The following is a 16,897-nucleotide window of genomic DNA, read 5'->3' as shown; positions in this document are numbered from 1 at the left end:
CTCCGCGGGCTCGATGAGGCATGTCTGATCGGAGACCTGCTACGCCTCGATCGTTCTCCCGCAACGGCCGTCCGCAACTTTATTCCCCTGCGCACTGCGTTCGCATTCCTCGCGAAACAAGAAAGCCGCTCCCGGCCGCCCTCCACTTCGTTTCGTCCCCTTCGGGGTGCGGTCCGATCGTCCCCGATCCTTGCGACAGCCATCGAGGCCGCGAAGGGCGCGGCCCGAAACAAGCGAAAGGAACCTGGACATGGCTACCATCGGCACCTTCACTTCCACCGAAAACGGCTTCTCCGGCTCGATCCGCACCCTCGCACTCAACGTCAAGGCCCGCATCGCCCGCGTCGACAACCCCTCAGACAAGGGGCCGCACTTCCGCATCTACGCCGGCAATGTCGAGTTGGGTGCGGCCTGGCAGAAACGCTCCAGCGAGAGCGACCGCGACTACCTCTCGGTCAAGCTGGACGATCCGAGCTTCCCCGCTCCGATCTACGCCACCCTCGCCGAAGTCGGTGGCGAGGACGGGCTGCAGTTGATCTGGTCGCGCCCCAACCGCGACTGAGCTCCTCGAGGCTCCGCCCGCCGGGCGGGGCCTCCTCGTTGTGACTTCCGCCGTCCATTAGTTCATATTGGATGAAAATGGATGGAAAAATGGATCTCGATGTGCCATATCCCATTTGGATGGAAACGGATGGGATAATGGATGACAGTCCTTAATCTTGCGAAATTGCGTATCACGCCTGAGATCCTGTCGTTGATCGCCGAGATCGACGAATTCAAAGGTGCGTGGCGAGCGCTCGGCCGCATCGCGCCCGACCGGTTGTCCAGTTTGCGGCGGGTGGCGACGATCGAAAGCATCGGCTCGTCGACCCGCATTGAAGGCGCAAAACTAAGCGACCGCGAAGTCGAAAGGCTGCTCTCGAACCTCCGTATCGGCTCGTTCACCAGCCGCGACGAACAGGAGGTCGCAGGCTATGCCGAGGTGATGGAAACAGTCTTCTCCGCCTTCGACGCGATCCCGCTTGACGAAAATCACATCCGCCAACTCCATCGGGATCTGCTTGCTCACTCGACCAAGGATGAGCGACACAGGGGAAACTGGAAAACCCTTGCCAACAATGTCGAAGCCTTCGACGAAGATGGACGAAGCCTGGGCGTCGTCTTCGCGACAGCTTCCCCCTTCGACACGCCGGGTCGAATGTCGGACCTGGTGGCCTGGCAACAGGCACAGGAGAAGGATGGCACCTTCCACCCTCTGCTCATTGTCGCTGTCTTCGTTGTGGTTTTTCTGGAAATTCATCCTTTCCAGGATGGCAATGGCCGCCTATCGCGAGCCTTGACCACTCTGCTCCTCCTTCGGGCGGGTTATTCCTACGTGCCGTACAGCTCCCTGGAAAGCGTTATCGAGCAGAACAAGGAAGCCTACTACCTCGCGCTTCGTCGAACGCAAGGCACAATCCGGACAGACCAACAGGACTGGAATCCGTGGGTCGAGTTTTTCCTCCGGAGCCTGCAGCGCCAAAAGCAGCGGCTCGAGCGCAAGATCGAGCGTGAACGTATCCTGCTGGGCGACCTGCCGGAGCTGTCGGTCGCGATCCTCGAACTGGCGCGTGAGCGTGGGCGGGTTACGGTGATGGACGCGGCCAAGGCCACAGGCGCAAGCCGCAACACCGTCAAGGATCATCTTCGGGCGTTGACCGAGCAGGGGCATCTTACCCTTCATGGAGCGGGTCGCGGGACCTGGTACGGCCTGAACTAAGGCCGGAGTGATTGGTCCGCAAATACGCCGAGACCAGAGCACGGCCCAACTGTGTGCGGCGGCCATTGCCACGTCCCTTTGCCTGACGTTAGCGGCGCTCCCTTCTGCGGGCTCGATGAGGCATGTCTGACCGGAGAGCGGCTTCGCCTCGATCGTCCTCCCGCAACGGCCATCCGAAACTTTCTTCCCCTGGCGGCGGCGCCGCCATTCCTCGCGCGGCAACAAAGTTCCTCCCGGCCGCCCTCCATTTCATTTCGGCCCATTGGGTGCGGTCCGATCGTCCCCGGTCCTTGCGACAGCCATCGAGGCCGCAATGGAGCGGCCCGAAACAGCAAAAGGAACTTGGACATGGCTACCATCGGCACCTTCACCTCCACCGAAAACGGCTTCTCCGGCTCGATCCGCACGCTCGCCCTCAACGTCAAAGCCCGTATCGCCCGCATCGAGAACCCCTCCGACAAGGGCCCGCACTTCCGCATCTACGCCGGCAACGTCGAGCTCGGCGCCGCATGGCAGAAGCGCTCGGAACAGACGGACCGCGACTACCTCTCGGTCAAGCTGGACGACCCGAGCTTCCCGGCTCCGATCTACGCAACGCTGGCCGAGGTCGAAGGCGAGGACGGTTACCAGTTGATCTGGTCTCGCGCCAATCGCGACTGAGCTCCTCGAGGCTCCGCCCATCGGGCGGGGCCTCTTCCACCGAAATGTGAAGCCGGAACCAGGCGTCGAGCCCGGTCCCGGCATTTTCGGCGCAATACGGAAATGGGGATAGCCGCTCAGATCGCCGATGTTGCCGGGCCGGGGTGGCGGGGTCAAGGACGAGCGGTTACCCCCAATTTCGCACCGCCGCCTGTGGCGCCAACACGAAATCGGCTCCCCCACCCGCCGCCTCCGGCGGTCGCATTCGCGATCCCTGACCCCGCCAGCCCGTCCCGCCCTGCAGGTCGTCTTTCACGAACTCACGGAGATGAGACCATGACGATCGAACAGCACATCGAAGAACTACGCGCCGAGCTGAAGAACACATGCGACGCAGCCGAGCGCCGCCAGATCGAGACCGAACTCGACCTTGCCCGGGCCTAGCTCGCCGTGCACCTGGCCGAACAGGTCGGTGTGATCGAGGCCGAGCCGCCCTTCTGAGGCGGCTTCTTCCCTGCCCCAATTCAAGCACTCGCCGTAGAGGGCTGACCGAGCCGTCGCCTCTCTCCTTTCGACGGACTGTTATCTGCATCTGGGGATGATGCATCCCCTTCGTCAGGACGCAACCTTACGCCGCCAGATTTTCCCCGCCGCAGGCGGCTCCTCGCCCACTCAAAACTCAGGCGACCAGGTTCTCCGCTCCCGCTTCGACCGTTCCGGTGCCACCCTCCTTCGAGGTCTGCAGTCGATCCCCGCGATATCAGCAATTCGAAAGGAGAACCCACCATGCGACAACTCGCCCAGTTCCTCGCAGCCACGGGCCGCCGGCTCCGCAATCTCGGGAAGGTGATCTGTCATTTCTTCCGCAAGGGAAAGCTCGGTCTGAAGCTTTCGATTAAGATCCCCTTGTTCATCGAGATCGACGTTTCGTTCGAGACCGACTGGAACCGCCGCAAATGACGCGCCGGGGCCGCTTCAGCGGCCCTTTGCATTGTTGCGCCGCGGGCGTCATCGTTGGTCAGCTGACGGCAGCTGGGCAATGGTCCTCGGTCGATAGCCACGGGCTCTCTTCTGTCGTGTCAGATCGAGGAACAGCCTGACGGCCTCTTCCTCCCGCCCGAAATGATGGATCATCATTTGCCCCGATGTCCCGATCCTCCCCCAGCGACGTATCAGGCAGGTTTCACCGAACAGCGACATGGAAATCTGCATGGCATAGAAGCGAGCCATGTTCTTCGCCTCGTCAGTACGTTCGATGTAGAGCTGGTAAGGCTGTGCGATCATGTTGACATCATCGCGGCATGCCCCTGACACGTCCAACGACATATGTGAATCGAACAATTGCGACCGATTCATTTCCGTGAAGAGTCGGGCCCGGGCGAGGCGCCGACGCGCACGGCTCTAGTCGCGCTGCGATCGGAGTCCGCACGCCCAGTCGGGTCACGATCCTCTCGCAGCAGGAAGCATGCCTCAGCAAAATATCGTTGTCCGGAGACAGCCGGAAAGTCCTACGGCCATCGGAGATGGCAAGCGGTCGCGTCCCTTCAGGACGCGGTTCTATCTCTCTCTGACGTCCAATTGTGCACCCGCCGTTCCGGGGTCAAGCACATCGCGGCCCCTCCAATATTGCCTGCACCGCAAGCGGCACAGACAAAATCGGCTCCTCCGCTTGCCGCTCGGCGGCCGCGTTCCGCGGTCCCTGACCCCTCACGGGCTACGGTGCGGACACCTTTCGTCAGAAACGAAAAGGAGACTCCTGATGACAAAGCATCAAATCACTCAGCCGATTGGCGAAGACCAGGCAGCGGATCAACGGCCGGATTGGCTTGAGCGTTTTGCGCGACGATTTCGATGCGGAAGTGCATCTGCCCGCCGATATCTCGCGCGAGTTTCTGTCTGCGGCGCTGCTTCGGGCAATCGACAACAGGGTCGATTTCGGATTGTTCCACGAGGCGGACAAGATCATCATTGCGCACTTCGGTGGGGACGAGATCTACCTCCCGTCGAGGTGGTCTGACAAACGGTGGCATATCGGCCATGAGGACGGGGAGCCATTTTTTCGACCCGGGCGAGGATTGAGCTCCAGATCAGAGGCGGCTCGCCGCCTCTGATCTTTGGCTACCTGTGAGCCGGTCCCGCCGGATCGACCGGCCGGATCGGCTCTGAAAGGGTGGCTCTGCCGCCCGTCTCACCTCACCCCATGAAGGAAGGGCGAGCCCCTCCTTCAAACTTCCTCTCAGAGGAAAGAGACGGTTCCCTCCACCCTCTCCCCAAACCCCTATCCCTCTCCCGCGCAGAATAGCCGTAATCGCTGTCACTGGTCCTGGCACCATCCGTGGCGCGCGCCGTCCCATGAGCGTGCCAGCCCTTCCTTGATCAAAGCATCGCCCAATGAATGGCCCGCACGAGACACGGTGCGAAGTTTGCGACCGTACTTGTCTTCGTCACGGAACCCGGCCACCAGGGAGAATTTTCCAGCGTTGAGCAGCGACATCAGGCGGGATTTTGCCGCTTCACCTTTGATCCGTTCAGCCTCGCAGCGGGGCGGGCTGAGTTCAGGCGTATCGATATCGGCGATGCGGATTTTCTCGCCCCCGAACCAGAAGGTGTCGCCATCGACGACGCAGTTCATGCGACGGCTGTCGCCGCAGAACACGAACGACGCCGATAGCGCATCTTGTGCCGGCGCTTTGGCGAAGACAGCAGCGCTGTCGAGATGGCCATTGTGATCGAGGTACAGCCAGCCGGCGGCGCCGATCACCACGGCCCAAACCATGGTGATCGGAATGCCTCTGCCACGACCGCCACGGTGACGACGTAACGTCGATCGCGACGCATTGATGCCGGGACGATCATTCGCGACCTTCCGATTTTTCCTGAACGGTATGACGTTCTTTTGCGCCAAGCTTTTCATCCCTCTTCGCCGGCAGACGTTACAGTCGGTTTGGTTTCATTGGCTTTTACCGCAGGCGTCGAATTCGAACCTTCCTTCTCCCTTCCGCCCATCGAATAAAACCGGTTCTCGCCAACGCATGACTTCATATCCTCGCGGCGGAACCAGATGGCGCGGCCGCATCGCAGCGGCGCGTTGCCGGCTGTGAACACGATCTGCTCGTCGGCCCGCATGCGTAGAACTTCGTGCGGCTGGATGAGCGGTCGTGCCGCGAGCTGCTTCGAGCGCGTTCGAGACGATCCCTTTGCCTGGAAGTTGCGGCTGACCTGGTCGATCTCGACCGTGGTCATGCCGCAGCGTCGGGAGATGTAATCGGCGGTCTCGGGATCGTTGATGGCCGCGAACGAAATCCAGCTGGCACTCTCGAACCATTTGCTTGCTGCGTCGCGGCCGCCATAGGTCTCGCGCATCTGGCCGATCGACTGATAGATCATCGTCAGCGTGATCCCGTATTTGCGGCCGGCGTCGCGCGCGGTCTCGATGATCCGCATGTAGCCGAGGCGGGCGACCTCATCGAGGAGAAACAGCGCGCGCCCCTTTATTTGTCCGTCGCGATTGTAGATCGCATTCAGAAACGAGCCGATGATGACCCGCGCAAGACCGGAATGGGTCTCCAACGTCTTAAGGTCGATGTTGATGAAGACGTCGGTGTTTGCCGCCGCGATGTCGCTGGTCGAGAATTTCTTTCCCGACACGAGGGCGGCATAATTCGGATAGGAAAGCCAGTGTGTCTCCTTGACGGCATTGGCATAGACGCCGGAGAAGGTTTCCGGCGTCATGTTGACGAAGGCTGCGACGTTCTCCTTCACGAAATCCGAGCCCGAATTATCGTAGATGTCCTGCAGCCGTTTGCGCAGTGTCGGCTCCGGCTCAGAGAGATTCATGCGCACCTGCCGAAGCGTTTGATCCTTCTCGTCCGTGTGACCGGACAGGCAGACGTCGGCGATGAGTGCCGTGAGCAACTGGAGAGCTGACGCTCGAAAGAAGTCGTCACGGACACCGCGCGCGCCTCCGTTGTCGCTCATGATCCATGATGCGACCGAGGCGATATCCTCTTCCTTCGTACCTTCAAAACGGCCGACCCAGTCCAGGACATTGAAGCCGCCGTCCGGCTTCCTTGGATCGAGGACGAACACGTCCCTCCCCGCTCCGCCGCGATGCGCGGAGACCATCGGTGCGACCTCGTTCGATGGATCGAGCACGATCAGCGTGCCGCCCCATTTGAGCGCCGTTGGGATCGCCACTGACGTCGTCTTGAAACCGCCGGAACCGGCAAAAACGATCCCGTGCGACGAGCCGAAGGAGCCATCAAAGCACAGCAACGGCGACTTGCCACCGGCGCCCCACGTCTCAGCGCTATCGGCTCGAAACGCTTGGCTCGCGACACTGTCTTTGTCGACGCGATAGCGCTCGCCGATGACGATGCCGCCAGTATCGGGAAACAGCTTCGCCGCCTCTGTGAGCTTCATCCAATCCGCTTCGCCATGCAGGGCTCGCTTGCCCTGAATGCGCTTCGGCTCCGCCCGTGCGAATGCCGCATTGCCGATGAGCGCGACGCGGAGTGCGAAGCAGGCACACATGAGTGCTACGCCCGCTCCGATCGCCGTTGCTGGATCGAGATAGGCCAAGACCGACCTCTCGTCGTTAAGCGACTTCGTGAAAGCGGCAAGGGGCACCGTTTCGCGTGCAGCCGCAATCAGGATCGTCCCACTGCATCCGGTAACGACACCCCAACCTGCCTGCTTGATGTCGATCGCGCCGGCGCTCGCAAACAAGAAAACAATCCCGATCGCCGCACTGGCGACATAGCGCAACGCGATGCCCGCCCGCCCCCATGCCAGTCGTGCGGCCTCGGTCTTTCCGAAGCCTGAAAGCCACTGCTCGATCCCGTTCATTCCGATGACGACCAGGATCATCAACGCCGCTGGCCCGACAACGAGCGCAATCCTATTGATCGTCATTGCCGAAGGCCTCCACGCCGATTGCCGTGAGCCTGGAGCGCTCGCCATCGTCACCCTTGATGCGGCGCGCTGTATCGATCAGCGCGCCCAGCAACAGCGCGCGCTTCTCGTAGCGCAGACCGGCCTTGACGATCAGGCCGCCGAGCTCGATCTTTTCGCGCGTGTCCTTCTTGCGGGCGTCGGATGTCAAAGTCCTCGCCATGCGCTCAAGCCTCGCCAGCCCTGCCCGCATTCGGGCCAGACTCGACCGCCGTGGTCGACGTTGCGCCGCTGCTATCGCCTGCGCCCCTTTTCCCTCCGGTCGTACCGCCCTGCCCTCCGCGAAACCGTTTCGTCAGTTGCTCAAACGCAGCCTGAAACTCCGCCTCGTCGATTTCGATCTCACCAAGGCCGGCCTTAAGCGCAATCCGGCCAATCCGCTCTGCTTCCCGGGCTTCGGCAATCTTGAGCTGCTCCTGCAGTTTGGCAATTTCGTCGCGGATTTTCGCGGAGGGCTTCTTCATGTCCGATTGTCTCCATGGCTGAGAAAGCGTGTCTTTCGAAGCCAGTTTCCGGAACTTCAGTAGCGAACGCACTACTGTGAATCCTACAATCGCCAACGGCGATGCTTTGGTGAATGATCCCGGCCGTTCCGAAGGAGCGGCTTCCAAGGGCGCAATTATACGTCGCTGACGCGACGCCCTTGCTGAGGCCCGGTCCGGGTCTCTCGCTTCTGACGAACTCATTGATTTTGTTCGCAAGCGGGAAGGAATTTCGCCGTGGCCGTCCCTCACTTCTCCGTCAGCGTCGTCGCCCGTGGCTCCGGCCGCAGCGCCGTCCTGTCGGCGGCCTACCGGCACTGCGCTAAGATGGAGTTTGAGCGGGAAGCCCGGACGATCGACTACACCCGCAAGCAAGGCCTCCTGCATGAGGAGTTCGTCATTCCGGCAGACTCGCCCGAATGGCTGCGTTCGATGATTGCCGATCGCTCGGTCGCCGGGGCATCCGAGGCCTTCTGGAATAAGGTGGAGGGCTTCGAGAAGCGATCCGACGCGCAGCTCGCCAAGGACGTCACCATAGCCCTGCCGCTCGAGCTGACGGCCGAGCAGAACATCGCGCTCATGCGCGACTTTGTCGAGCGGCACATCACTGCGAAGGGCATGGTCGCCGACTGGGTCTATCACGACGCTCCAGGCAATCCTCATGTCCACCTCATGACCACATTGCGCCCGCTGACCGAAGACGGTTTCGGTTCGAAGAAGGTCGCGGTGCTCGCCCCGGACGGCAAGCCGATCCGCAATGACGCCGGCAAGATCGTCTATGAGCTATGGGCCGGCAGCACTGAGGATTTCAATGCGTTTCGCGACGGCTGGTTTGCCTGCCAGAACAAACATCTGGCGCTTGCTGGTTTGGATATCCACATGGATGGCCGTTCCTTCGAAAAGCAGGGTATTCCGCTTGAGCCGACCGTTCACCTCGGCGTCGGCGTCAAAGCCATCGAGCGCAAGGCGGAGCAATCCGATCGGCCGCGGGAGACCTCGGCGAGTAAGCTCGAACGCGTCGAGCTTCAGGAGGAGCGCCGCAGCGAGAACGCGCGGCGCATCCAGCGCCGTCCGGAGATTGTGCTCGACCTGATCACCCGGGAGAAGAGCGTCTTCGACGAACGCGATGTTGCGAAGGTGTTGTATCGCTATATCGACGATGTCGCTCTGTTCCAAAGTCTGATGGTCCGCATTCTGCAAAGTCCGGAAGCGCTCCCGCTCGAACGCGAGCGGATCACCTTTGCGACAGGTATTCGGAAACCCGCGAAGTACACCACGCGCGAGATGATCCGGCTTGAAGCCGAGATGGCCAATCGCGCGATCTGGCTCTCCGGTCGCGCCTCCCATGGCGTCCGTGAGGTGGTGCTGCAGGCGACCTTTGCGCGGCATGCCCGTTTGTCGGATGAGCAGCGAACTGCCATCGAACATGTCGCCGGGGCCACGCGGATTGCCGCTGTTATCGGCCGCGCCGGCGCCGGCAAGACGACGATGATGAAGGCTGCGCGCGAGGCGTGGGAAACGGCCGGCTATCGTGTGGTCGGCGGAGCATTGGCTGGCAAAGCCGCCGAAGGTTTGGAGAAGGAAAGTGGCATCGTTTCCCGCACACTGTCGTCCTGGGAGCTGCGCTGGAACCAGGGCCGTAACCAGATCGACGACAAGACGGTTTTTGTGCTGGACGAGGCCGGCATGGTGTCGTCGCGGCAGATGGCGCTGTTCGTTGAAGCCGTCACCAAGGCCGGTGCGAAACTGGTTCTGGTCGGCGACCCCGAACAGCTTCAGCCGATCGAGGCGGGTGCCGCCTTCCGCGCGATTGCCGACCGGATCGGCTATGCCGAACTCGAAACCATCTATCGTCAGCGGCAGCAATGGATGTGCGACGCCTCGCTCGATCTGGCGCGCGGCAACGTCGCCAAAGCGGTCGATGCCTATCGCGCAAATGGGCACGTCAGGGGGTTGGACCTCAAGGCGCAAGCGGTCGAACGCCTCATTGCCGATTGGAACCACGACTACGACCCTTCGAAGACCAGCCTGATCCTCGCACACCTTCGCCGCGACGTCCGAAAGCTCAACGATATGGCCCGCGCCAAGCTGGTCGAGCGCGGCGTCGTCGCAGACGGATTTCCGTTCAAGACAGAGGACGGAACCCGCATGTTCGCGACCGGCGACCAGATCATGTTCCTCAAGAACGAGGGCAGCCTTGGCGTCAAGAACGGCATGCTCGCAAAGGTGCTTGAAGCCGTACCTGGCCGGATCGTTGCGGAGATCGGTGACGGCGAGCACCGCCGTCAGGTTACGATCGAGCAGCGCTTCTACAGCAACCTCGATCACGGCTATGCGACCACGATCCATAAGAGCCAGGGCGCGACCGTCGACCGCGTGAAAGTGCTGGCCTCGCTGTCGCTGGACCGTCATCTCACCTACGTTGCTATGACACGCCATCGCGAGGATCTCGCCGTCTATTACGGTCGCCGCTCCTTTGCCAAATCCGGTGGCCTTATCCCGATCCTGTCGCGCCGGAACGCCAAGGAGACGACCCTCGATTACGAGAAGGCGTCGTTCTACCGGCAGGCATTACACTTCGCGGAAGCCCGCGGCCTTCATCTCGTCAACGTCGCCCGCACGATCGCGCGCGATCGTCTCGAATGGACCGTCCGGCAGAAACAGAAGCTCGCCGATCTCGGCGCCCGTCTTGCCGCCATCGGCGCGGCGCTCGGACTGGTCCGCGGCAGCAGCAAGCAAGCAATCCCGAACACGATCAAGGAGGCCAAGCCCATGGTGTCAGGCATCACCACCTTCCCGAAATCGCTCGAGCAGGCTGTCGAGGACAAGCTCGCCGCCGATCCCGGTCTGAAAAAACAATGGGAGGACGTCTCGACCCGCTTCCATCTCGTCTACGCGCAGCCGGAAGCGGCCTTCAAGGCCATCAATGTCGATGCGATGGTCCAAGACCAGTCGGTGGCGCAGTCCACCCTCGCAAAGATTGCCGGCGAGCCAGAGAGCTTCGGCGCCCTCAAGGGCAAGACAGGTCTTCTCGCCAGCCGCGCCGATAAGCAGGATCGAGATAAAGCAGTTGCCAATGTGCCGGCGCTCGCCCGAAATCTTGAACGCTACCTTCGTGAGCGGGCCGAGGCCGAATTTAAACATGAGACGGAGGAGCGCGCGGTCCGACTCAAGGTTTCGGTCGACATCCCGGCGCTCTCTCCAGCGGCCAAGCAAACGCTCGAACGCGTGCGCGATGCGATCGATCGCAACGATCTTCCGGCAGGCCTCGAATATGCGCTGGCCGACAAAATGGTGAAGGCCGAACTCGAAGGTTTCGCTAAGGCTGTGTCCGAGCGCTTCGGAGAACGGACATTCCTGCCTTTGGCTGCGAAAGACACTGATGGCAAGACCTTCGAGACCGTCACAGCAGGAATGACGGCCGGCCAGAAGGCGGAGGTCCAGTCTGCGTGGAATTCCATGCGTTTGGTCCAGCAACTTGCCGCTTATGAACGAACGACGGAAGCGCTCAAGCAGGCCGAGACGCTGCGGCAAACCAAGAGCCAAGGGCTCTCGCTGAAATGACCGGGGCTGCAACCCGCCGGTCGATGACCACGCAGCGACGACGAGCCATTGTGGTTCTGTCGATGGCGGCGGTGGCCGCCATCCTGCTGGTGGTGACTGCCGTCGCCGGCGGCTACCGCATCAATCTGACACCGAGCGAGCCACTCGGCCTGTGGCGCATTATCCCGCTCCATCGACCGGCAGCAGTCGACGACCTCCTGTTCATCTGCCCGCCGGAAACCGCGGCGATGCGGGCAGCGAGGGCACGAGGCTATCTCCGTTCTGGTTCCTGCCCAGGCGGCGTCGCACCGTTGATCAAGACAGTGATCGCCGTTGCAGGACAGCATGTCGAAATCGGCGTCAGCGTGAGCGTAGATGGGCGGGAGGTTTCCTCTTCCAGTCTCGCACTACGAGATGGAAAAGGCCGGCCGTTGACGCCCTTTCCGAGCGGCATCGTACCGCCAGGATATGTCTTCCTGCATTCCGCATTCCCCGGCTCCTATGACTCCCGGTATTTTGGCCCGGTGCCGATCTCCGGCATTCTCGGTCGGGCGCAAGAGGTGTTCACCTATGAGCCGTGACTACCTTCGGCCGGCGCTGTTGATTTTCGCTTCGATCGCGATCGGCATGATGGGCTGGAGCGGCTATGTGTTGCTCCTTCCTGTCGCACTGGGGTTTCCCGTTCTGTGGTCGATCGCGCGAACGAGATTGGTGGCGGCACTTGTCTCCGCCGGATATTTCCTGGCCGCATCACGTGGTTTGCCGCAAGGCGTAGCGGCGTTCTATTCGTCGGACGTCTGGCCGGGCCTTCTGCTCTGGCTGTGCGCGTCTTTGAGCTTCGTTGCCGTGCATACGGTCCTCTGGACGAAGAACAGCGGAGTTCGTCCGTTTCGCTATCTTCTGGCAGCCATCATCATGTCGATTCCGCCTTTCGGTGTCACGGGCTGGGCTCATCCAGTTACGGCTGCGGGTGCTCTGTTCCCGGGATTGGGATGGTGGGGCCTTGGCTGCATGACAGCTGGCCTTGCGGGCCTCGTAACCCGCATTTGGCCAACTGTCGCCATCACCTTCGCAGGCCTTTGGCTGTGGTCCGCCGCATCGTGGACAGAGCCGGGTCTACCCAATGGCTGGCGCGGTGTCGACCTCGAATTGGGCCCTTCGCTCGGTCGGAACGCCGGTCTTCACCGCCAGCGTGACCTGATCGCAACGGTGCGGAATGCGGCCAGTGATGGCGCACGCTACGTGGTGCTGCCGGAAACTGCGCTCGGTTTCTGGACACCGACCGTGGCGCGGCTTTGGACGAGCGCGTCCGGCGATACCGATGCGACGGTCATCGCCGGCGCAACGGTGCTCGATGCCACCGGCTACGACAATGTCCTCGTCGCGATCGACGGGAAGGGCGGAAGCAGCATCCTCTATCGCGAACGCATGCCGGTTCCCGGTTCGATGTGGCAGCCGTGGCGTTTCTTGTTCGGGGAGAGTGGCGGTGCCAGGGCGGATTTTTTTGCGAACCCGGTCGTCCCGATCGGTGCCAGCCGGGCAGCGCCGCTGATCTGCTACGAGCAGCTGATCGTTTGGCCGATCCTGCAAGCCATGCTGCACGATCCGGACTTTGTCGTCGCCGTCGGAAACGGCTGGTGGACCGAAGGGACCTCAATCGTCGCCATCCAGCGCGCCGCTACGACGGCCTGGGCGAAGCTCTTCGCAAAACCGCTTGTTGTTGCCTTCAACACCTGAGTGCTCAGGAGACACCATGATCGACGCAGCCCTGATAAAAGAATGCGCAGACCCTTCTCTCAAGCCCGCGATCGTCGAGCAGTTCGTGATGGCCGCGGGCTCGGCCGATCCCCTCGCCGTCACCGTCAAATCAGGCGGCCGATTGATCCTCGGTCCGAAAGCGGCATCGGCCGAGGAGGCGATGGCGATCGTGCGCCAATATGCTGGTCAGGCGGTCGTTCGCGTTGGGCTGACCCAGTTCCCCGCTGGCGTGGGAGTCAAGGAACCGGCGGATCTGAAACCCGACCTTGTCGATGCCTGCCAAAACCTTCGCAAAGGCACGGCGATGTTCGCCAAGGTCCTCAGGATCGTTGCGAAATGGTATGGCAACCCCACGAGCAAAGACGTCCTCCCCCAGATTTTCGAGGATGCGGTCTATGCGTGGAAGACCGGCGAATTTGAGGGCGTCAATGTGTTTCAAGCGGAGGATCCTGGCGGGGCACTCGCCAACCAAAGGAAACCGCGGGACGAAGAATCGAAGGCGGATACAGTCGATACCTGGGCTCCGCTGCCGACTGAGGGTGAACCTTCGGACGAAAAGAAAACTGGCACTGCGGGGATACGGGTCGATCTGTCTCGCATTGGTGGTCAGCAATAGCGTTGAGTTCGTCTTTTTTTGCATGTTCGGTCGAGCGAAAACTCATCGCGAGTCCAAAAGCATGAAATTAGTGTGTTTCCGACGCATGAACTTAGTGTGAGCCAGATAGATAACGTCGGGGCATGGGATCCGGATCGATCTGTCAAGATTGGCGGGAATTGATCTTCACTCTGGCAGTGCATAGCGCGTCAGCAGAGCCTCGCCCTCTTCGATGGCGATCTCGATCACCTCGTTCACCAGATCCGGAGAAGCGGCGAGTTCCTGCAGAACGAGCGTGAACAATTCCCGCTGCTGTCCCGGCAGAACTTGCGGCACGATGATTACCAGGCCGGCATGCAGATCCTCTCGCGCATAGAGTTTCCTGAAGTCACGGGCATTGTTCGTCACGAAGGTAAAATCTTCCGCGACGATCCGAGGCATCAGATCCCAATCGGTCTCGCCGCTAAGGCCTAGCCAATTGACGTGAAAGCAATCGTGGCCGTGATGTTGAGCCACGGCCACGAGCGATGTGTGCAGGCATTCATCGACGAGAAACTTCACGAAGCCGTGCCCGAGGGCTTTTCGGTACCGGCCTTTCCGAGAGGCAAGCGCTTCACCGACTTCACTTTCAGTCCCTGCTCCGACAACTTTCGTGGCCGCCCACGGGCAGGATGAGCCGCTACCCAGATTTCGGCGAGGTCCACCATGCGCGCAGTGAGAGCCGGATAGCCCTCGACGATCTCGTCCGTGGCAGCGCCTTGCAATTTCATCGCAGCGATTGTTCGGACTGGAACGCGCGTGCCTTTGAAGACCGGCTCGCCGCCAACCAAGCCTTTCACGCTGTGGATGATCTTGTCCGCTTCCCTGAGTGCTTCGCCGCGCGCGGCCAAGTGCTCCCTCGCTCTTGCGACGTCGACGATCAGATAGTCGTCCGCTCTGACCGTGTCGGCTTCAGGATTTTCGTCGATGGCGGCAAAGAGGCGTTTCCGGCGCTCGGCGGAAAGGATCGAACCGACGCCGAACCAGAGCTTCAGGCGCAGCAGATCGTCGTCAGTGATCGCACGGCTTCGGTGGCTGGTAGAGGGTCTTCCAATGATCCGTTTGTCGATCGCGTTGTGTACCGACTTGATGCCAATCTCACTCACGGCAGCCGCCTCAGTGGGTGTGTATTCGCGAAGTGCTGCAGCCATAATTATTCTCCTTCGAAAGAATATATATGATGCGTGGGCATTTGCAATGTGGATCGCACAAATGAATTCTCGTCATTGCCGGCTGGGCATGAACCCGGCAGTCCGCAAGACAACTTCTCTTAATCGTCAAGCTCGGTGGTTGGCATCTGAGGCTCCTTCGGCGGCCGCTTCAGCATCAGTCGCCGACGGCCTATGCGCGGAGACTAGGCGAAGAACGAGCGGCACGCCCGTAGCATCACGGAAGTTACCGGTAGGGAAAGCTGCTAGCTATGGTCGGGCATGCGCCTATGGTCGGGCATGCGCCTCTAGTCAGGCGGCGCAGCGGCCGCGCTCGCGATCGCTGCCTCCACGCCGTCCGGTACTGGTAGTCCCACCTTTCGAAGTCCTGAAGCCAGGCGCAACTGGTCCTCGGGCCGGTAGTTTCTTATCGTGAGCTCAGCCAGAATGTTGCGGATAAAATCCGGACGCATCCGCATGAACGTCTCGCCCGCTCGACGGGCCCCATCCGGCATACCGGCCTCCGCATAGATGACGGCGGCCACGACGTGGAAGAGCGGGAACCTCTGGAGGTCGGCCTGTTTGATTCCGGCAGCCGCTGCCGGGTAGTCTCCAAGCATGTAGGCCGCAAGGGCGCGGATTCCGTGATAGTACCCGCCTCCGCCCGGATTGAGCGTGATTGCCCGGTCCAAAAGCTCCGCGCTGCGAATGTAAAAATTCGTAGCCGCCTCTGGGCTGAAAGTCGTCTCGGCATAGGTGATTTCAGCGACATTCATGCAAAGAACGCTGCAATCGTCATATTCAACCCTTCCCTCGTAGCAACGACCGTCCAAAAAGGACATCCGGTCGGCTGGCGATAGTTCTGCCCAGAACCCGTCCGTCGCGACCAGCAGCCTCCCCGCCACCAGATCGATGTTCGTGACTTCCGGCGCAACGAATCCCCTGGAACGGAAGCTCCGGACGAGACGGTGGCGTGCAGGAAATTTGGCGAGTTCGGGAACGGCACTTTTGCCAAGGCATTCGCAAGTGTATGGGGTTCTGTTCGCCACTGGATTTCGGACTTGTCAGCTACTTCGCCGAAAAGACAATCACCCGCATGTGTCTTGGCTTTTCATTTCAAGTGTCCGCTGTCCTAGGACTGAGGACAGCAGGCCACACTCCACGCAGGTTGTCAAAACCAATGAAAGGCTGCGCGCCGCTACTACACCTCGCACTGCGATGAGGCCGTCATCCAGATTTTGTCACAAGCTCGCCGGGGTCGACACCCAGCGCCTCGGCGATCTGGCCGAGGACCGTGACGCTGGCGGAAACATCGGCGCGCTCAATCGCCCCGATATAGCGCGCGCTCAGGCTCGACCGGTCCGCCAGTTCTTCCTGCGTCAGTTGCTTGCCATGACGTATCCGACGCAGATTAATCGCCATGACCTCCTTGAGATCCATGACGCGAGCGGAGCCTGAATAGGAATGATCGTTCCAGGAACGATAGTTCCGATTCCGCACGGCACGTGATATTGCTCGTCCAGCTGATCATCCACGCCCTTCGGATATAGGGGCATGATCGTCTGGAAGTCAGGCAGTGCACTCATCGCTTAAACCGTATATGCGGACGAGGGCGTTGTTTTCGAGCAATGAGAGAATAAAGTGAGAGGAGAAACGGATGAAGGGCGTGGACTCATCCGACGCGAACGACAAAAGAGATGTGAGAGAACCTCCCTGCAGTTCGATGCAAAAGTCAGAATTAGAGGCGTTGGCAGTCGCTGCAATCCTCGAACACCGCCGGCTGCTCGTCGCGGACGAAGCTGTCTATGAAGAGTGGACCCGCGCGACCGCCGTCCCGACGACTTCCAGCGACGTGCTCAAGAGCCTGCAAGACGAGTATCTCGCGCGTCAGAAGAAATCCGAAGCTCAGCAGGAGGAGCTTTCGGAAATCATCGACGCGCTTGGCTATGTCCCTGATGTTGCCCTGGATGGCGAAGAATGA

General features: G+C 61.0%; 18 protein-coding genes and 1 pseudogene. 10 read left to right on the top strand and 9 right to left on the bottom strand.

Translation table 11 applies throughout. From position 1 onward, the window contains the following. Positions 1 to 250: 250 nt before the first annotated feature. The 4 genes from ACZ9BX_RS22750 (at position 251) to ACZ9BX_RS22735 (ending at position 3,358) form a co-directional block, all read left to right on the top strand. Complete coding sequence (locus ACZ9BX_RS22750; RefSeq protein ID WP_087003875.1) at positions 251 to 562, top strand: DUF736 domain-containing protein; 312 nt, start codon at positions 251 to 253, stop codon at positions 560 to 562. 141 nt (positions 563 to 703) lie between these two features. Next, a complete protein-coding gene (locus ACZ9BX_RS22745) occupies positions 704 to 1,759 on the top strand; it encodes a Fic family protein (protein WP_132568420.1) in 1,056 nt (351 codons plus the stop codon). Positions 1,760 to 2,107: 348 nt separating this feature from the next. After that, the gene (locus tag ACZ9BX_RS22740) at positions 2,108 to 2,419 is read left to right on the top strand and encodes a DUF736 domain-containing protein (RefSeq protein WP_165928323.1); all 312 of its coding nucleotides are present in this window, start codon (positions 2,108 to 2,110) and stop codon (positions 2,417 to 2,419) included. A 765-nt stretch (positions 2,420 to 3,184) separates the two neighbouring features. Beyond that, entirely contained in the window at positions 3,185 to 3,358 is a 174-nt protein-coding gene (locus ACZ9BX_RS22735; protein ID WP_165928320.1) for a hypothetical protein, read from the top strand. A gap of 48 nt (positions 3,359 to 3,406) precedes the next feature. On the opposite strand, the gene ACZ9BX_RS22730 is transcribed toward ACZ9BX_RS22735, so the two are convergent. After that, positions 3,407 to 3,682, bottom strand: coding sequence for a WGR domain-containing protein (locus ACZ9BX_RS22730; RefSeq protein WP_087003606.1), 276 nt, complete (start codon positions 3,680 to 3,682; stop codon positions 3,407 to 3,409). A gap of 542 nt (positions 3,683 to 4,224) precedes the next feature. Here ACZ9BX_RS22730 and ACZ9BX_RS22725 point away from each other — a divergent pair. After that, positions 4,225 to 4,509, top strand: coding sequence for a hypothetical protein (locus tag ACZ9BX_RS22725; protein ID WP_244564730.1), 285 nt, complete (start codon positions 4,225 to 4,227; stop codon positions 4,507 to 4,509). A 203-nt stretch (positions 4,510 to 4,712) separates the two neighbouring features. On the opposite strand, the gene ACZ9BX_RS22720 is transcribed toward ACZ9BX_RS22725, so the two are convergent. From ACZ9BX_RS22720 to traC, 4 genes are all read right to left on the bottom strand, one after another. Continuing rightward, a complete protein-coding gene (locus ACZ9BX_RS22720; protein ID WP_087003609.1) occupies positions 4,713 to 5,174 on the bottom strand; it encodes a thermonuclease family protein in 462 nt (153 codons plus the stop codon). Positions 5,175 to 5,308: 134 nt separating this feature from the next. After that, complete coding sequence (gene traG, locus ACZ9BX_RS22715; protein ID WP_244564731.1) at positions 5,309 to 7,312, bottom strand: Ti-type conjugative transfer system protein TraG; 2,004 nt, start codon at positions 7,310 to 7,312, stop codon at positions 5,309 to 5,311. Then, entirely contained in the window at positions 7,299 to 7,514 is a 216-nt protein-coding gene (gene traD, locus ACZ9BX_RS22710; protein ID WP_165928322.1) for a type IV conjugative transfer system coupling protein TraD, read from the bottom strand. Before traD ends, traG begins: the two co-directional genes overlap by 14 nt. A 4-nt stretch (positions 7,515 to 7,518) precedes the next feature. Further along, positions 7,519 to 7,815 carry a conjugal transfer protein TraC gene (gene traC, locus ACZ9BX_RS22705; RefSeq protein ID WP_132568421.1) on the bottom strand — a complete coding sequence of 99 codons (297 nt, stop codon included), beginning with the start codon at positions 7,813 to 7,815 and terminating at the stop codon, positions 7,519 to 7,521. A gap of 255 nt (positions 7,816 to 8,070) precedes the next feature. Here traC and traA point away from each other — a divergent pair, with 255 nt between their 5' ends. Genes traA through ACZ9BX_RS22685 form a run of 4 tightly spaced genes read left to right on the top strand, consistent with a single transcriptional unit; the run spans position 8,071 to position 13,750 of the window. Further along, positions 8,071 to 11,397 (top strand): Ti-type conjugative transfer relaxase TraA, encoded by a 3,327-nt coding sequence (gene traA / locus ACZ9BX_RS22700; RefSeq protein WP_132568422.1) that lies wholly within the window; start codon positions 8,071 to 8,073, stop codon positions 11,395 to 11,397. Further along, positions 11,394 to 11,957 carry a conjugative transfer signal peptidase TraF gene (gene traF / locus ACZ9BX_RS22695; RefSeq protein WP_087003564.1) on the top strand — a complete coding sequence of 188 codons (564 nt, stop codon included), beginning with the start codon at positions 11,394 to 11,396 and terminating at the stop codon, positions 11,955 to 11,957. The genes traA and traF overlap by 4 nt, the downstream gene beginning before the upstream one ends. Then, a complete protein-coding gene (locus ACZ9BX_RS22690) occupies positions 11,947 to 13,113 on the top strand; it encodes a conjugal transfer protein TraB (protein WP_132568423.1) in 1,167 nt (388 codons plus the stop codon). The genes traF and ACZ9BX_RS22690 overlap by 11 nt, the downstream gene beginning before the upstream one ends. A 16-nt stretch (positions 13,114 to 13,129) precedes the next feature. Beyond that, on the top strand, positions 13,130 to 13,750 hold the full coding sequence (locus tag ACZ9BX_RS22685; protein WP_132568424.1) for a TraH family protein: 621 nt from the start codon (positions 13,130 to 13,132) through the stop codon (positions 13,748 to 13,750). Positions 13,751 to 13,915: 165 nt separating this feature from the next. Here ACZ9BX_RS22685 and ACZ9BX_RS22680 read toward each other — a convergent pair whose 3' ends face one another. From ACZ9BX_RS22680 to ACZ9BX_RS22665, 4 genes and pseudogenes are all read right to left on the bottom strand, one after another. Continuing rightward, on the bottom strand, positions 13,916 to 14,290 hold the full coding sequence (locus ACZ9BX_RS22680) for a DUF5615 family PIN-like protein (protein WP_087003573.1): 375 nt from the start codon (positions 14,288 to 14,290) through the stop codon (positions 13,916 to 13,918). After that, positions 14,287 to 14,919 (bottom strand): DUF433 domain-containing protein, encoded by a 633-nt coding sequence (locus tag ACZ9BX_RS22675; protein WP_087003576.1) that lies wholly within the window; start codon positions 14,917 to 14,919, stop codon positions 14,287 to 14,289. Before ACZ9BX_RS22675 ends, ACZ9BX_RS22680 begins: the two co-directional genes overlap by 4 nt. 305 nt (positions 14,920 to 15,224) lie before the next feature. Continuing rightward, a pseudogene (locus ACZ9BX_RS22670) lies at positions 15,225 to 15,623 on the bottom strand (tetratricopeptide repeat protein); the annotation flags it as partial. Between the two features lie 520 nt (positions 15,624 to 16,143). Next, entirely contained in the window at positions 16,144 to 16,356 is a 213-nt protein-coding gene (locus ACZ9BX_RS22665) for a helix-turn-helix domain-containing protein (protein WP_087003579.1), read from the bottom strand. 217 nt (positions 16,357 to 16,573) lie between these two features. Here ACZ9BX_RS22665 and ACZ9BX_RS22660 point away from each other — a divergent pair, with 217 nt between their 5' ends. After that, on the top strand, positions 16,574 to 16,897 hold the full coding sequence (locus ACZ9BX_RS22660) for a transcriptional repressor TraM (protein WP_027513368.1): 324 nt from the start codon (positions 16,574 to 16,576) through the stop codon (positions 16,895 to 16,897).

This window comes from Rhizobium sp. USDA 3886, from assembly GCF_056279785.1.
Note: the sequence above shows the minus strand (reverse complement) of the source record. Positions and strands in the feature narration are given on the sequence as shown.

Coding starts and splice junctions, on each gene's coding strand:
- ACZ9BX_RS22665 (WP_087003579.1), bottom strand. CDS start 16,356: ATGGATCTCAAGGAGGTCATGGCGATTAATCTGCGTCGGATACGTCAT.
- ACZ9BX_RS22750 (WP_087003875.1), top strand. CDS start 251: ATGGCTACCATCGGCACCTTCACTTCCACCGAAAACGGCTTCTCCGGC.
- ACZ9BX_RS22735 (WP_165928320.1), top strand. CDS start 3,185: ATGCGACAACTCGCCCAGTTCCTCGCAGCCACGGGCCGCCGGCTCCGC.
- ACZ9BX_RS22745 (WP_132568420.1), top strand. CDS start 704: ATGACAGTCCTTAATCTTGCGAAATTGCGTATCACGCCTGAGATCCTG.
- ACZ9BX_RS22740 (WP_165928323.1), top strand. CDS start 2,108: ATGGCTACCATCGGCACCTTCACCTCCACCGAAAACGGCTTCTCCGGC.
- ACZ9BX_RS22730 (WP_087003606.1), bottom strand. CDS start 3,682: ATGATCGCACAGCCTTACCAGCTCTACATCGAACGTACTGACGAGGCG.
- ACZ9BX_RS22720 (WP_087003609.1), bottom strand. CDS start 5,174: ATGGTTTGGGCCGTGGTGATCGGCGCCGCCGGCTGGCTGTACCTCGAT.
- ACZ9BX_RS22685 (WP_132568424.1), top strand. CDS start 13,130: ATGATCGACGCAGCCCTGATAAAAGAATGCGCAGACCCTTCTCTCAAG.
- traD (WP_165928322.1), bottom strand. CDS start 7,514: ATGGCGAGGACTTTGACATCCGACGCCCGCAAGAAGGACACGCGCGAA.
- traG (WP_244564731.1), bottom strand. CDS start 7,312: ATGACGATCAATAGGATTGCGCTCGTTGTCGGGCCAGCGGCGTTGATG.
- ACZ9BX_RS22690 (WP_132568423.1), top strand. CDS start 11,947: ATGAGCCGTGACTACCTTCGGCCGGCGCTGTTGATTTTCGCTTCGATC.
- traC (WP_132568421.1), bottom strand. CDS start 7,815: ATGAAGAAGCCCTCCGCGAAAATCCGCGACGAAATTGCCAAACTGCAG.
- ACZ9BX_RS22660 (WP_027513368.1), top strand. CDS start 16,574: ATGAAGGGCGTGGACTCATCCGACGCGAACGACAAAAGAGATGTGAGA.
- ACZ9BX_RS22675 (WP_087003576.1), bottom strand. CDS start 14,919: ATGGCTGCAGCACTTCGCGAATACACACCCACTGAGGCGGCTGCCGTG.
- traF (WP_087003564.1), top strand. CDS start 11,394: ATGACCGGGGCTGCAACCCGCCGGTCGATGACCACGCAGCGACGACGA.